At 72.2% G+C, this 12,991-nt stretch carries 15 protein-coding genes; 9 read left to right on the forward strand and 6 right to left on the reverse strand.

Translation table 11 applies throughout. The features are described from left to right. Positions 1–106 precede the first annotated feature (106 nt). On the reverse strand, positions 107–508 hold the full coding sequence (locus tag ACZ7DL_RS01805) for a hypothetical protein (RefSeq protein WP_470770602.1): 402 nt from the start codon (positions 506–508) through the stop codon (positions 107–109). Between the two features lie 160 nt (positions 509–668). Here ACZ7DL_RS01805 and ACZ7DL_RS01810 point away from each other — a divergent pair, with 160 nt between their 5' ends. Continuing rightward, positions 669–1,271 carry a uridine kinase family protein gene (locus ACZ7DL_RS01810; RefSeq protein WP_470771183.1) on the forward strand — a complete coding sequence of 201 codons (603 nt, stop codon included), beginning with the start codon at positions 669–671 and terminating at the stop codon, positions 1,269–1,271. A 201-nt stretch (positions 1,272–1,472) separates the two neighbouring features. Here the strand turns inward: ACZ7DL_RS01810 and ACZ7DL_RS01815 are convergent, their stop codons facing one another. Continuing rightward, positions 1,473–2,213, reverse strand: coding sequence for a SigE family RNA polymerase sigma factor (locus ACZ7DL_RS01815; protein ID WP_470770604.1), 741 nt, complete (start codon positions 2,211–2,213; stop codon positions 1,473–1,475). 243 nt (positions 2,214–2,456) lie between these two features. On the opposite strand from ACZ7DL_RS01815, the gene afsQ1 reads away from it, so the two are divergent. The 5 genes from afsQ1 (at position 2,457) to ACZ7DL_RS01840 (ending at position 6,319) form a co-directional block, all read left to right on the forward strand. Further along, positions 2,457–3,134: a two-component system response regulator AfsQ1 gene (afsQ1, locus tag ACZ7DL_RS01820; protein WP_031024517.1), complete on the forward strand. Its 678-nt coding sequence runs from the start codon at positions 2,457–2,459 to the stop codon at positions 3,132–3,134. Beyond that, positions 3,131–4,720: an ATP-binding protein gene (locus tag ACZ7DL_RS01825; RefSeq protein ID WP_470770606.1), complete on the forward strand. Its 1,590-nt coding sequence runs from the start codon at positions 3,131–3,133 to the stop codon at positions 4,718–4,720. Before afsQ1 ends, ACZ7DL_RS01825 begins: the two co-directional genes overlap by 4 nt. Next, positions 4,717–5,316 carry a hypothetical protein gene (locus ACZ7DL_RS01830; RefSeq protein WP_470770607.1) on the forward strand — a complete coding sequence of 200 codons (600 nt, stop codon included), beginning with the start codon at positions 4,717–4,719 and terminating at the stop codon, positions 5,314–5,316. Before ACZ7DL_RS01825 ends, ACZ7DL_RS01830 begins: the two co-directional genes overlap by 4 nt. A 126-nt stretch (positions 5,317–5,442) precedes the next feature. Next, positions 5,443–6,009: a VanZ family protein gene (locus ACZ7DL_RS01835; protein ID WP_470770609.1), complete on the forward strand. Its 567-nt coding sequence runs from the start codon at positions 5,443–5,445 to the stop codon at positions 6,007–6,009. Between the two features lie 109 nt (positions 6,010–6,118). Then, positions 6,119–6,319 (forward strand): PspC domain-containing protein, encoded by a 201-nt coding sequence (locus ACZ7DL_RS01840; protein WP_470770611.1) that lies wholly within the window; start codon positions 6,119–6,121, stop codon positions 6,317–6,319. Positions 6,320–6,393: 74 nt separating this feature from the next. Here ACZ7DL_RS01840 and ACZ7DL_RS01845 read toward each other — a convergent pair whose 3' ends face one another. Beyond that, positions 6,394–6,738, reverse strand: a complete 345-nt coding sequence (locus ACZ7DL_RS01845) for an ATP-binding protein (protein WP_470770612.1) — start codon at positions 6,736–6,738, stop codon at positions 6,394–6,396. Between the two features lie 151 nt (positions 6,739–6,889). Beyond that, the gene (locus ACZ7DL_RS01850) at positions 6,890–8,077 is read right to left on the reverse strand and encodes an adenosine deaminase (protein ID WP_470770614.1); all 1,188 of its coding nucleotides are present in this window, start codon (positions 8,075–8,077) and stop codon (positions 6,890–6,892) included. A gap of 134 nt (positions 8,078–8,211) precedes the next feature. On the opposite strand from ACZ7DL_RS01850, the gene ACZ7DL_RS01855 reads away from it, so the two are divergent. Further along, complete coding sequence (locus ACZ7DL_RS01855; RefSeq protein ID WP_470770616.1) at positions 8,212–8,973, forward strand: prolyl oligopeptidase family serine peptidase; 762 nt, start codon at positions 8,212–8,214, stop codon at positions 8,971–8,973. A gap of 69 nt (positions 8,974–9,042) precedes the next feature. Here ACZ7DL_RS01855 and ACZ7DL_RS01860 read toward each other — a convergent pair whose 3' ends face one another. Further along, positions 9,043–10,002 carry a LysR family transcriptional regulator gene (locus ACZ7DL_RS01860; protein ID WP_470770617.1) on the reverse strand — a complete coding sequence of 320 codons (960 nt, stop codon included), beginning with the start codon at positions 10,000–10,002 and terminating at the stop codon, positions 9,043–9,045. Between the two features lie 63 nt (positions 10,003–10,065). On the opposite strand from ACZ7DL_RS01860, the gene ACZ7DL_RS01865 reads away from it, so the two are divergent. Both ACZ7DL_RS01865 and ACZ7DL_RS01870 read left to right on the forward strand, forming a co-directional pair. Next, positions 10,066–11,352, forward strand: coding sequence for an MFS transporter (locus ACZ7DL_RS01865; protein WP_470770618.1), 1,287 nt, complete (start codon positions 10,066–10,068; stop codon positions 11,350–11,352). 317 nt (positions 11,353–11,669) lie between these two features. After that, the gene (locus ACZ7DL_RS01870) at positions 11,670–12,683 is read left to right on the forward strand and encodes a sigma-70 family RNA polymerase sigma factor (RefSeq protein WP_470770619.1); all 1,014 of its coding nucleotides are present in this window, start codon (positions 11,670–11,672) and stop codon (positions 12,681–12,683) included. Here the strand turns inward: ACZ7DL_RS01870 and ACZ7DL_RS01875 are convergent. Continuing rightward, positions 12,567–12,953: an STAS domain-containing protein gene (locus ACZ7DL_RS01875; RefSeq protein WP_470770622.1), complete on the reverse strand. Its 387-nt coding sequence runs from the start codon at positions 12,951–12,953 to the stop codon at positions 12,567–12,569. The two genes, ACZ7DL_RS01870 and ACZ7DL_RS01875, sit on opposite strands and share 117 nt — an antisense overlap. Between the last annotated feature and the right edge of the window lie 38 nt (positions 12,954–12,991).

The raw sequence follows: 12,991 nt of genomic DNA on the forward strand, positions 1-12,991 counted from the left end.
TGGGTTGTGGTTTTTTTAGGGGTTTCGGGGGGAGACTGGCCCCGTGGGCAGCGGGGGTCCGGCGGGGCCAGATGCCACAATCCCCCACGCCCCTTCGGGGCGCTTCTCAGCGGCCCAGGGAACCCAGGAGCCGGCCCGCCACCGGGACGCTGCCGAGTGACGGGGCCTGGGCCAGAGGGCGGGTCAGGGCTTGGGAGCCGACCGGCTCGAAGTCGGCCGGCTGGGTGCCCACGCCGTTGTCCAGCGGGTCGACGCCCGTGCCCGCGAGCGGGTTGGGCTTGAGGCCGGCGACCGGCCCGGTGACGTAGCCGACGATGCCCGTCACGGCCCGCAGGCCGGCCTGCGGGTCGATGTTGCCGAGATCGGCGGGACGGTAGTCGACGCCGAGACCGGGGATCGAGTCGGCGGACGCCGTGGCCGCGCCCGCGCCCAGGGCCGCTCCGGCGGCCGCGAGAGCGATCAGGGCGCGCTGCGCGGTGGGGTGCTGGGGGGAGGTGTGTCGGGTCATCGCTGGTGCCACCTTCTGGTGCGCAGGGTAATGAGGTCGACACGTAGGGTAGTTGAGGCGAGACTCACGCTCAAAAGCCGACCCGCGGGGTCGGCAGCGCGCTCCCCATGCCTCAAACTGGTGTTCCGTGAGCCTTCATCCCCCGTCTTCCGCCCGTGTCGTGCTGCTGTGCGGCCCCTCGGGCTCGGGCAAGTCCCTCGTCGCCGCCCGTTCCGGGCTTCCCGTCCTGCGTCTGGACGACTTCTACAAGGAGGCTGACGACCCGACTCTGCCCCTCGTCGACGGGAGTTCGGACATCGACTGGGACCACCCGGAGTCCTGGGACGCCGATGTCGCCGTCGAGGCCATCGCCCGGCTGTGCGCCACGGGGTCGACGCCGGTGCCGGTGTACGACATCTCACTGAGCGCCCGTACCGGCGAGGAGACGCTGAGCATCGGCCGCACCCCGCTGTTCATCGCGGAGGGCATCTTCGCCGCGGAGATCGTCGAGCGCTGCCGGGAACGGGGCGTGCTCGCGGACGCGCTGTGCCTGACCCGCGGTCCGGTCACCACCTTCCGGCGGCGCTTCCTGCGCGATCTGAAGGAGGGCCGTAAGTCGGTCCCGTTCCTGCTGCGCCGCGGCTGGCGGCTGATGCGCACCGAGCGGTCGATCGTCACCCGCCAGGTGTCCCTCGGCGCACACCCCTGCGACCGGGACGAGGCGCTGGACCGGCTGGCGGCAGCCGCGGCGGGCCGGCAGGTACGGCAGCACACGACGGCCTGAGCGCCGTACCGGAACGCGAAACGGGACTGGCCGGGCCCCCGGCCCATCCAGTCCCGTTCCTCTGCGCTCCCCCGTTTTCCCCCGTGGGTCCACCCCCCAGTGGTCCCCGTCGTGCGCCGAAGGCCCACCCCCCAGTGGGCCCCCGCTTCTCCCCCGTTTCCCCCGTTTTTCCCAGGGTCACCCCCCAGTGACCCCTTACCCTCAGGCGACCAGCTCGCCGAAGGCGTCCTCCTCGTCACGGCCGAAGCTGAGGACCTCGTCCTCGCGCAGCCGGCGGAGCGACCGCCAGATGCTGGACTTCACCGTGCCGACACTGATGCCGAGGATGTCGGCGATCTCCGGGTCCGTGCGGCCCTCGTAGTAGCGCAGGACCAGCATGGTGCGCTGGAGTTCGGGCAGCCGGGCCAGCGCCTGCCACAGGACCGCGCGCAGCTCGGTGCCGCGCATCGCGTCCGTCTCACCGGGCGTCTCCGGCAGTTCCTCGGTCGGGTACTCGTTGAGCTTGCGGCGCCGCCAGGCGCTGATGTGCAGGTTGGTCATGGTGCGGCGGAGGTAACCCCCGACCGCGGCCTTGTCGCTGATCCGGTCCCACGCCTTGTACGTCGAGAACAGCGCGCTCTGCAACAGGTCCTCGGCCTCGAAGCGGTCACCGGTCAGGTGGTAGGCGGTGGCGTACAGGGAGGCGCGGCGCTCCTGGACGTAGGCGGTGAACACCGCTTCGGCATCTGCAGCCTCGGTCGGCGAGCGGCGCTCCCCCGAGCCCTCCCTGTACGCGGTCTCCCCCGTGTGCGCGTCAACCACCGTCATGTAGGCGGTGTGCTGACGCCCGGTGCCGCGAGCGCACCCCCGCCCGCTCACGGCACCGGACTTCTCGGATCCCCGGTGCACGTCGTGCAGACGCGTGACCACTGCGCTGGTGCTGATGCTGTGCAGCGTGTTCATCTCGCGCTCCCCGTCGTGGACTTCCGGTGATTCGGGCCTTGCCCGGGCCGGCTCCCATCCGGCCGCCTGCCCCGTGCCCAAAAGACTGCCGGGGTGACTTCATCGCCGTGTCCGCCGACTGTCACAGACCTGTCACAGGGGCCCCGGCCAGGGTCGTCACAGAGTGTGCACAGGTCATGGCGCTAGAGACGGGCTGGTGCCGGCAGGTCGTACGACAGGCCGTCCATGGGCCAGAATGAGCGCGTGCCTTCCCTGTTGCTGATCGAGGACGACGACGCCATCCGTACGGCCCTGGAGCTCTCCCTGACGCGCCAGGGACACCGGGTGGCCACCGCTGCCAGCGGCGAGGACGGTCTGAAGCTGCTGCGCGAGCAGCGGCCGGACCTCATCGTGCTGGACGTGATGCTGCCCGGCATCGACGGGTTCGAGGTGTGCCGGCGCATCCGGCGCACGGACCAGCTGCCGATCATCCTGCTGACCGCGCGCAGCGACGACATCGACGTCGTGGTCGGACTGGAGTCGGGTGCCGACGACTATGTCGTCAAGCCGGTGCAGGGACGGGTGCTGGACGCCCGGATCCGGGCCGTGCTGCGGCGCGGGGAGCGCGAGTCCAGTGACTCGGCGACCTTCGGCAGCCTCGTCATCGACCGGTCGGCGATGACCGTCACGAAGAACGGCGAGGACCTCCAGCTGACCCCGACCGAGCTGCGGCTGCTGCTGGAGCTGAGCCGGCGGCCCGGTCAGGCGCTGTCCCGGCAGCAACTGCTGCGGCTGGTGTGGGAGCACGACTATCTGGGTGACTCCCGGCTGGTCGACGCGTGTGTGCAGCGGCTGCGCGCCAAGGTCGAGGACGTGCCGTCGTCCCCGACTTTGATCCGTACCGTCCGTGGTGTCGGCTACCGCCTGGACGCGCCTCAGTGACCGATACGCAAGGGGGGCTGCGCGGCTGGGCCGCGGGGCGCAAGGGGAGTCTGTCGCGGCTGCGGTTCACCAGCCTCAGGCTGCGACTGGTGCTGGTCTTCGGTCTGGTCGCGCTCACCGCCGCGGTGTCGGCGTCGGGCATCGCCTACTGGCTCAACCGGGAGGCCGTGCTCACCCGCGCCCAGGACGCGGTGCTGCGCGACTTCCGGCAGGAGATGCAGAACCGCGCGGGCGCGCTGCCCGTGCATCCGACGCAGGACCAGCTCCAGCGCGCGGCCGGCCAGATGGGCGCCAGCAGCCAGCGCTTCAGCGTGCTGCTGGTCGCCGAGGACGCCGACGGCAAGACGGTGTACGGCAACTCGGGCGGCATCAACGGCTTCTCGCTGGAGGACGTGCCCGGGTCGCTGCGCACGGCCGTGAACAAGAAGCAGAAGGTGAGCGACTCCAACAAGGAGTCGTACCACCTGTACTGGCAGCGGGTCACGGACCAGGGCACGCCCTATCTGGTGGCCGGTACGCGTGTGATCGGTGGCGGTCCGACGGGCTACATGGCGAAGTCCCTGGAGCCCGAGGCGAAGGACCTCAACTCGCTGGCCTGGTCGCTGGGCATCGCCACCGGGCTCGCGCTGATCGGCGCCGCGCTGCTCGCGCAGGCCGCCGCCACGACCGTGCTGAAGCCGGTGCACCGCCTCGGCGTGGCCGCGCGGCGGCTCGGCGAGGGCAGACTGGACACCCGGCTGCGGGTCTCCGGCACCGACGAACTCGCCGATCTCTCCCGGACGTTCAACAAGGCGGCCGAGGCGCTGGAGCAGCGGGTCGCGGAGATGGCCGCACGGGACGACGCCTCACGCCGCTTCGTGGCCGACATGAGCCATGAACTGCGTACGCCGCTCACCGCCATCACCGCCGTCACGGAGGTGCTGGAGGAGGAGCTGGAGGCGGAGACCGGGAGCATGGACCCGATGATCGAGCCCGCCGTCCGGCTGGTGGTCAGCGAGACCCGGCGGCTGAACAACCTGGTCGAGAACCTGATGGAGGTCACCCGCTTCGACGCGGGCACCGCCCGGCTGGTCCTGGACGACGTCGAGCTCGCCGACCAGATCACCGCGTGCATCGACGCCCGCGCCTGGCTGGACGCGGTGGAACTGGACGCCGAACGCGGCATCCACGCCCGCCTGGACCCGCGCCGCCTGGACGTCATCCTCGCCAACCTGATCGGCAACGCGCTCAAGCACGGCGGGTCGCCGGTGCGGGTGTCGGTGACCGTGGCCGACGAGGACGTGGTGATCCGGGTCCGCGACCACGGACCCGGCATCCCGGAGGACGTCCTCCCGCACGTCTTCGACCGCTTCTACAAGGCGAGCGCCTCCCGGCCGCGCTCCGAGGGCAGCGGGCTCGGTCTCTCCATCGCCCTGGAGAACGCCCACATCCACGGCGGCGAGATCACCGCCGCCAACTCGCCGGAAGGCGGCGCGGTGTTCACGCTGCGGCTGCCCCGGGACGCCTCGCGGCTGACCGAGGAAGCCGGCGAGAGCACCAAGGACAGCAAGACCGACCAGGACAGATCAGGAAAGGAGGGGTCATGACCGTACGACGCCTGCTGGCGCTGCCCCTCCTCGGCGCACTGCTCACCGGCTGCGGCATCCGGCCCACGGAGGTACCGACCGACTTCGGGGCGGCGCCGTCCCGGGTGCCGTGCTCGCTGACCGGGACCGATCAGGCCACGCAGTCCTCGCGCGGGGTGCCGGTGCAGGTCTTCCTGCTGTGCGGGGCGTCCCTGGTGGCCGTGGACCGCACCGTGCGGGTCCCGGAGGGCACCCCGGACGCCAGGCGCCGGGTGATGGTGGCGCAGGGGCTGCTCGACCAGCTCGCCACGGCGCCGTCGACCGCGGAGCGCTCCGCGGGCTACACGACGTACGTGCCGGGCGGCTTGAACGTCACCGGCCCCGGCCCGAAGGACCCCGAGGACACGCTGCGGCTGAGCACGGCACCGACGCGTCTGACCTCCTACGCGCTGGCCCAGCTGGTGTGCACCCTGTCCGACTCGGCGGCCACGGAGGGCGACGGCTCGGTCATCCTGGGCGGCCCGGACACGGGCCCGCTGCGGCGGTACGAGTGCACGGACGAGGTCCGCGACCGCCCGGGCACGACCCAGCCACCGTCCGGCGACATTCCCACCTAGCTGCGGGCAGTCGCACCGGCGTAGCTGCGGGCAGCCGTGCCTCCCCCGCTCGGCCACAGCACAGGGCGCCCAGCCAAAAGCTTCCATGGCGGAACCAATCGTGCCGCGCCCCGCGTCTACGGGGTCGTGCAGCGTCAAGGCTCCATCGGCGGCGGCAGTGCCGCGATCCGCGTCCGTGCGACAGGGGGTGTCCTCCTCGTCGCGCACCTCGCCCTCGTCGCCTGGCTGATGCTGCGCCCCCTGGACGTCCCCTGGGTGATGCCCCCGAACCTGCGGCCACTGGCCGGGATCCGGGCCGATCTGGCGCTGGGCTGGCCGCAGGCCGCCAGACCCCTCGGTGAGGGGCTCGCGCTGCTTGCGCCGCTGGGCGTGCTGCTGCCGATGGCGCACGGCAGGCTCACGGTCGCCCCGCTCGCGTCCCTGATCCGTACCGCCGCGGCCGGCGCCCTGGTCTCCCTCGGCATCGCCCTGCTCCAGACCGGCGTCCCGGGCCGGGTCGTGGACGTCGACTCGCTGCTGCTGAACACGGTGGGCGTCGTCCTGGCCCACCTGGCCGTCGTCCCGGCGGGCCGGGCCTGGCTGCGGCGGCGGGAGGAGCAGGAACCCGGTACGGCCGGGCCGGCGGTCACCGTCCAGGAGGAGCTGTCTCAGGGCCGTACCCCGACGATTCCCAGGGTCGGGATCGCCCCGTAGAGCGATGCTTCGCCCCCTTCGTCTCCGTACCGTGGAAGACAGTTGAGGCGGACCCGACCGGGGACCGCCGGCGGCTCGGGAGCGAGCCGACGATCACGGAGGAGCCGACATGACCGCCCTTGCCCGCCCCGCCCACGGCCGCATGATCGGCGGAGTCTGCGCCGCACTGGCCCGCCGCTTCGGCACCTCGGCCACGACGATGCGGGTGATCTTCCTGCTGTCCTGCCTGCTGCCGGGCCCGCAGTTCCTGCTCTACATAGCGCTGTGGCTGCTGCTGCCTTCCGAGGACAAGGCCCGCACGGCCTGGTGAGTGCGGGCGCGAGCACGCCACAGGGGCGCGTCCGCACGTACCGGAGCGCCCCGCGTGTCATACGGAAGCCGGACTCAGCCGACCGGGATCCCGGTGACCGGCACGCCGTGCGTGGGCAGGCCCTTCAGCGGCAGTCCACCGAGCAGGCCGGCGACCGGCTTGGGGCCCTCGGAGAGGACGCTCTCGGCGACAGGCTGCGCGGCGGACACCCCCTTGGCCACGGGCTTGAGCGTCTTCGCCGAGCCACTGTCCGGCAGCGCCTCGATGACCTGTTCCGGCGGCAGCGTCCGGGTGACGGTGTCCAGCGTCTGGCCGGCGTCCGGGCTGACCGGGGCCGCGCTCGCCGCGCCCGCACCGGCGGCGGCGAAAACGGCGCCGAGGGCGGCGACACCGAGGGTCTTGGCAGCAGACTGCTTCATGGTGAATGCGTCCTTGTATGCGGAGACGGGAGATCACAAACGATCTGAGCGGTCCACGACCGTAAACATCCGGGGGCACCCGCCGCAAACGCCGAAATGCGGACACCTTGTGAAAGTGCGTCCGCATTCCGAGTCGGGCAGCGCTCGGCCACTACGCCTCCGAACCAGCAGAATCGCTGGTGGACGCGGTCTGCCGGAACAGCCATTCGGATTTCAGCTCGGCATATCCCGGCTTGATGACGTCATTGATCATCGCGAGTCGTTCATCGAAAGGAATGAACGCTGATTTCATCGCATTGACGGAGAACCACTGGAGATCGTCGAGCGTGTAACCGAACGCCTCGACGAGGTGCTCGAATTCCCGGCTCATGGTGGTGTGCGACATCAGCCGGTTGTCGGTGTTCACGGTGGCCCGGAAGTGCAGCCGGCGCAGCAGCCCGATGGGGTGCTCGGCGTAGGAGGGCGCGGCCCCGGTCTGGAGGTTGGAGCTGGGGCACAGCTCCAGCGGGATCCGCTTGTCGCGGACGTACGAGGCGAGCCGGCCGAGCCTGACCGAGCCGTCCTCGCGGACCTCGATGTCGTCGATGATCCGCACCCCGTGCCCGAGCCGGTCGGCGCCGCACCACTGGAGCGCCTGCCAGATGGACGGCAGCCCGAACGCCTCGCCGGCGTGGATGGTGAAGTGGTTGTTCTCGCGCTTGAGGTACTCGAAGGCGTCCAGGTGCCGGGTGGGCGGGTAGCCGGCCTCGGCGCCGGCGATGTCGAAGCCGACCACGCCCGAATCCCGGTAGCGGTTGGCGAGTTCGGCGATCTCCAGGGAGCGGGCCGCGTGCCGCATGGCGGTGAGCAGGGCTCCGACCCGGATGCGCCGGCCGTTCTCCCGGGCGAGCCGCTCGCCCTGCCGGAACCCCTCGTTGACGGCTTCGACCACCTCCTCCAGCGTCAGCCCCCGGTCGAGGTGCTGCTCGGGCGCGTACCGCACCTCGGCGTAGACGACCCCGTCCTCGGCGAGGTCCTCGGCGCACTCCCGGGCGACCCGGATCAGCGCCTCCTTGGTCTGGAGGACGCCGACGGTGTGCCGGAAGGTCTCCAGATACCGTTCCAGCGAGCCGGAGTCGGCGGCCTCCTGGAACCAGATCCCCAGCTTGTCCGGATCGGTCTCGGGGAGATCGGCGTAGCCGGTCTCCCGGGCGAGGTCGACGACGGTCCCCGGGCGGAGCCCGCCGTCCAGATGATCGTGCAGCAGGACCTTGGGTGCCCGCCGGATCTGGTCCGGCGTCGGAACATGGGCCGGGGCGGCCGCCGCGACGGCCCCCGTCGGTGCAGTCTGGCTCGTCATTTCCGCACTCTAACTCCTACGCGCGTAGAGCGCCCGGTGCGCGCCGCAACTGTTTTCCGGCACTTTTCCGCCGATACGCAACGGTGACCCCCCGTACGGGTTTCGTACACCGCGCCTTCTGACACTGTTCTGTCATGGGACAGCAAGCGACGCCGGTCCGAACGGCCAGGCTGGTGAAGGCAGTCGGCCGGGAGCCGACGTCCGTGAGCGGAGCGGTGCTGCTGCTCCCCGCCGGTGCGGAGGTCTCCGCCCGCCGGCCGTCCCCCGTCCGGGCGATGGCCTTCATCCGCTCCCTGGGCCGCGCGCTCACGCGCGCGGGGAGCACCGAGGGACTGGCCGTCCATCCCGTCCACTACCGCTACCGGGGCTGGAACGGCGGCGAGGCCCATCTGGCGGCGGACGCGGAGTGGGCCGCCGACGAGGTCGTACGACGGTACGGGGACGTTCCCGTGTGCCTGGTCGGGGTGGGCATGGGCGGACGCGCGGCCCTGCGGGCGGGCGGCCACGAGGCCGTCAACTCCGTGATCGCGCTGGCTCCCTGGCTGCCGGAGGAGGATGTCGCCGCGCCCGCCGAGCCGGTGCGGCAGCTGGTCGGGCGCCGGGTGCTGATCGTGCACGGCACCAACGACGAACGGACCGACCCCGAGCTGTCGTTCCGGTTCGCGGCGCGGGCGAAGAAGGCGAACCGGGAGGTGTGCCGGTTCGAGGTGCACTCCGACGGACACGGGCTGCACGGGCACCGGGAGGAAGTGCGCTGCCTGGCGGCCGACTTCGTGATGGGGGCGCTGTTCGGGCACCCGGTGTCCCGGCCCGTGGAGGATGCGTTGGCTGCGCCGCCGCCCATTGGTCTTCGGATGCCGTTGGCCGCGGGGTTCGGTAAGTCGTTGAAGCGGTAGGGCTCGGGGGGTGCTGTTGTGTTCGGGGTGCGGGTCGTCCGTGGTTGCGCGAGCAGTTCCCCGCGCCCTTCAGGGCAGCAAGTTGCCCCTCCTGGAGAGCAGGAACTTCTTGAAGGCGGCCACCGGGGGCGTGTCCGGGCGGTCCGCCAGCCAGGCGACGCCGATTTCGCGGGCCGCCCTCGGGGCCGTGACCGTCAGTTCCACCACGCCCGGGCGGGGGACGGTCGGCGGTGGCAGGAGCGCCACCCCGAGACCCGCCGCCACCAGACCCCGCAGGGTCTCCGCCTCCTCGCCCTCGAAGGCCACCCGGGGTTTGAAACCGGCCTCGCGGCACAGGTCGTCGGTGATGCGCCGCAGGCCGTAGCCGGGCTCCAGGGTGACGAAGGTTTCCTCGGCCGCCTCGGCCAGGCGGATGCGGCGGCGGGCGGCCAGGCGGTGGTCCGCCGGGACGACCAGGCGGAGTTTCTGCTCGTCCAGACGGCGGGCGACCAGGTCGGGGGCGTCCGGGACGGGTGAGGTGAGGCAGAGGTCCAGCTCGCCCGCCCGCAGCCGCTCCAGCATCGCCTCGCCGTAGTTCTGCACCAGGCTGAAGCGGACGCGCGGATGGTCGGCGCGGAAGGCGTGCAGGAGGCCGGGTACGGTTTCGGCGCCCATGGTGTGCAGGAAGCCGAAGGCGACCTTGCCGGTGGCCGGGTCGGCGTCCGCGCGGACCTCCTCGGCGGCACGCTCGACCTCGGCGAGGGCCCGCTCGACGGAGGCGAGGAAGGTGCGGCCGGCGGTGGTCAGGGAGACCGTGCGGCCGTGCCGGGCGAACAGGTCGACACCCAGGTCCTGCTCCAGCCGGGCCATCGCGCGGGACAGGGTGGACTGCGGGACGTTCATCTCCTGCGCGGCCCGGGTGACGTGCTCCGTGCGGGCCACCCCGGCGAAGTACGCGAGGCGGGGCGCGAGCAACCTCGACATCTCAGCCATGTCTTCTGTGTCACCGGACGGTGACAGCCACGCCTGTGACCTCTGCTGATGCACCATGGGAACGATTATGGCAATTCCATGCATTGGACGGATGAGAGGCGTCGTCTCTACCGTCGAAGCATGTCTCCCGCCAGTACCGGGGCGCCCACCGGCGTGGGCGCCGCTGCGAACGTCCCTGCTTCCGACTCCGACTCCCGTATGACTCCGGGCGGCCCCGGCTACCGCCGGATGAGCCTCGCCCTCTTCCTCGCCGGAGTCGCGACCTTCGCCCTCCTCTACTCCACCCAGGCCCTGCTGCCGCTGATCTCGGGGGAGTTCGGGGTCGCGGCGAGCGAGGCGAGCTGGACCGTGGCGGCCGCGACCGGCGGGCTGGCTCTGTTCGTCCTGCCCATGAGCGCCCTGTCGGAGCGCTTCGGCCGCCGTACGGTGATGACGGCTTCGCTGGCCGTGGCCGTCACGGTCGGGATGCTGGTGCCCTTCGCGCCGTCGCTCGGCGCGCTGGTGGTGCTGCGGGCGGTGCAGGGTGCGGCGCTGGCCGGTCTGCCGGCCTCGGCGACGGCCTATCTGGCCGAGGAGGTCCGGCCGAAGGCGCTGGTCACGGCGATCGGGCTGTTCGTGGCGGGCAACAGCGTCGGCGGGATGAGCGGCCGGGTGATCACCGGCTGGGTCGCGCAGGCGTGGGGCTGGCGGGTCTCGGTCGGGGTGATCGGCGTGCTCGCGGTCGCGTGCGCGGTGGCGTTCCGGCTGCTGCTGCCCGCCCCGAAGCACTTCTCGGCGGGCTCGCTGCGCCCGCGCGTGCTGCTCGGCACGGTCCGCGCCCACCTCGCCGACCCGCTGCTGCGCCGCCTGTACGCGATCGGCGCGCTGTTCATGACGGTGTTCGGCGGTGTCTACACGGTGATCGGCTACCGGCTGACGGCGGAGCCGTTCGGGCTGCCGCAGGGCATCGTGGGTTCGATCTTCCTGGTCTACCTGGTGGGCACGGTCTCCGCGTCCACCGCGGGCCGGCTGGTGGGCAGGTTCGGCCGCCGGGGCGCGCTGTACCTGGCGGGCGGTACGACGGCGGCGGGTCTGCTTCTGTCCCTGACCGCTTCCCTCCTGCTGGTCCTGCTGGGTCTGGTGCTGATCACGGCGGGCTTCTTCGCCGGGCACGCGGTCGCCTCCTCGGCGGTCGGCAAGACGGCCACCCATGGCCGTGCCCAGGCGTCGGCGCTGTACCAGTCGGCGTACTACATCGGCTCCAGCGTGGGCAGCACGGTCGGCGCCCTGGCCTTTCGCGCGGGCGGCTGGAGCGGCACGGTCGGCATCGGCCTCCTCGCGGTCCTCGGCGTCGTCACGATCACCGTGCTCGGCACCCGGGCGGCCCGGGTGGCGGCCCGCGGCTCGCTCCTGGCCGACGCGCGGTGACACGGCCCCGCGGGCGCGCGGGGCTGCGCCGGTGTGCGGTGACACTGCCCCGCGGGGGCGCGCCGCTGCGCCGATGTGTGGTGACGCGCTCCTTCAGGGCCGCGGGGCTGCGCCGATGTGCGGCTTGGCCGCGTGGGCGCGAGTGACCGCGACGGCGTCGCTCCCGCGCGCGGTCCGCACCGCCCGAGTCAGCACGTGCACCACCCCTCACCTGCACGTTTCTTGACTCCGGGCGCCATTGTCAGTCCCCTGCGGTAGCTTCCGAGGTGCTGGGCGCGACGGCGCGCGACAGGGACGGCCACAGGGGTGGGTGGACGATGGGCAACGGCACGGCGGCGGCGGACCTCGAGGTCGCGCTGGAGAAGCACCGGACCGAGCTGACGGGGTACTGCTACCGCATGCTCGGCTCCTCCTTCGAGGCCGAGGACGCGGTGCAGGACACCCTGGTGCGGGCCTGGCGGAGCTACGACAGGTTCGAGGGCCGCTCCTCGCTGCGCTCGTGGCTGTACCGGATCGCGACGAACGTGTGCCTGGACATGCTGACGGCGGGCAACAAGCGGGCGCGGCCCATGGATCTGAGCGAGTCGACGCCGCTCGCCCAGGCGGCGCTCTCCCCGCGCCCGGACAACACCTGGCTGGAGCCGATGCCGGACGCGCGCGTGCTGCCCCAGGTCGACGACCCGGCGGAGGCCGCCGTCGCCAAGGAGTCCGTCCGGCTCGCCTTCATGGCGGCCCTCCAGCAGCTGCCGCCCAAGCAGCGCGCCGTGCTGATCCTGCGCGAGGTGCTGGCCTGGAAGGCGAGCGAGGTGGCCGAGCTGCTGGACACCACGGTCGCCTCGGTCAACAGCGCGTTGCAGCGGGCCCGGGCCACGCTCGCGGAGCGCGCGGACGCGGGCGCCGAGGGGGCGGTGTCCGATCCGCTGGACGAGGAGCAGCAGAAGCTGCTGGAACGCTACGTCAAGGCGTTCGAGGGCTATGACATGACGGCGCTGACGGCGCTGCTGCACGAGGACGCCGTCATGACGATGCCGCCGTTCGACCTGTGGCTGCGCGGCACCGCCGACATCACCGGCTTCATGACCACGCTCGGCGCCTCCTGTGCCGGCTCCCGGCTGCTGCCGGTCCAGGTCAACGGCCTGCCCGGCTTCGCGCACTACAAGCCGGACCCGGACAGCGGCGGGTTCACCCCGTGGGCGGTGCAGGTGCTGGAGATCTCAGACGGCCGGATCACCGGCTTCCACTGCTTCCTCGACACCAAGCGCTGGTTCCCCCTCTTCGGCCTGCCCCTCCACCTGGAAGCGGAGTCCGACGAGACCCAGAAGCGCGTGTAGCGCGGGGTCCGCGTCCCGCAGCCGGATCCGCCCGCCGGCCCGGCGGGCGGCCAGCTCCAGCCGGGCCAGCAGGTCGACGGCCGCCAGCCCCGGCGGCCCGAGCCCGCCCACGTCGCACACGACCACCCGGGCCCCGCCGCCCTCCAGCAATGCCCGCACGGCGGCGCACAGCCCCGGCGTCTCGTCACGGCTGACGGGCCCGGGCAGCACGAGCACGGCGGGGGTCTCGGCATCCACGTGCGGTAGACCGGCGGCGGGCCCGGAACTCATCGCGGGCGGGTCGCGGACATCGCGACCCGCCCGTACGA

It is taken from the genome of Streptomyces sp. NPDC036984, assembly GCF_055607665.1.

Coding starts and splice junctions, on each gene's coding strand:
- ACZ7DL_RS01805 (WP_470770602.1), bottom strand. CDS start 508: ATGACCCGACACACCTCCCCCCAGCACCCCACCGCGCAGCGCGCCCTG.
- ACZ7DL_RS01815 (WP_470770604.1), bottom strand. CDS start 2,213: ATGAACACGCTGCACAGCATCAGCACCAGCGCAGTGGTCACGCGTCTG.
- ACZ7DL_RS01830 (WP_470770607.1), top strand. CDS start 4,717: ATGACCGTACGACGCCTGCTGGCGCTGCCCCTCCTCGGCGCACTGCTC.
- ACZ7DL_RS01840 (WP_470770611.1), top strand. CDS start 6,119: ATGACCGCCCTTGCCCGCCCCGCCCACGGCCGCATGATCGGCGGAGTC.
- ACZ7DL_RS01845 (WP_470770612.1), bottom strand. CDS start 6,738: ATGAAGCAGTCTGCTGCCAAGACCCTCGGTGTCGCCGCCCTCGGCGCC.
- ACZ7DL_RS01850 (WP_470770614.1), bottom strand. CDS start 8,077: ATGACGAGCCAGACTGCACCGACGGGGGCCGTCGCGGCGGCCGCCCCG.
- ACZ7DL_RS01855 (WP_470770616.1), top strand. CDS start 8,212: ATGGGACAGCAAGCGACGCCGGTCCGAACGGCCAGGCTGGTGAAGGCA.
- ACZ7DL_RS01860 (WP_470770617.1), bottom strand. CDS start 10,002: ATGGTGCATCAGCAGAGGTCACAGGCGTGGCTGTCACCGTCCGGTGAC.
- ACZ7DL_RS01865 (WP_470770618.1), top strand. CDS start 10,066: ATGTCTCCCGCCAGTACCGGGGCGCCCACCGGCGTGGGCGCCGCTGCG.
- ACZ7DL_RS01870 (WP_470770619.1), top strand. CDS start 11,670: ATGGGCAACGGCACGGCGGCGGCGGACCTCGAGGTCGCGCTGGAGAAG.
- ACZ7DL_RS01875 (WP_470770622.1), bottom strand. CDS start 12,953: ATGAGTTCCGGGCCCGCCGCCGGTCTACCGCACGTGGATGCCGAGACC.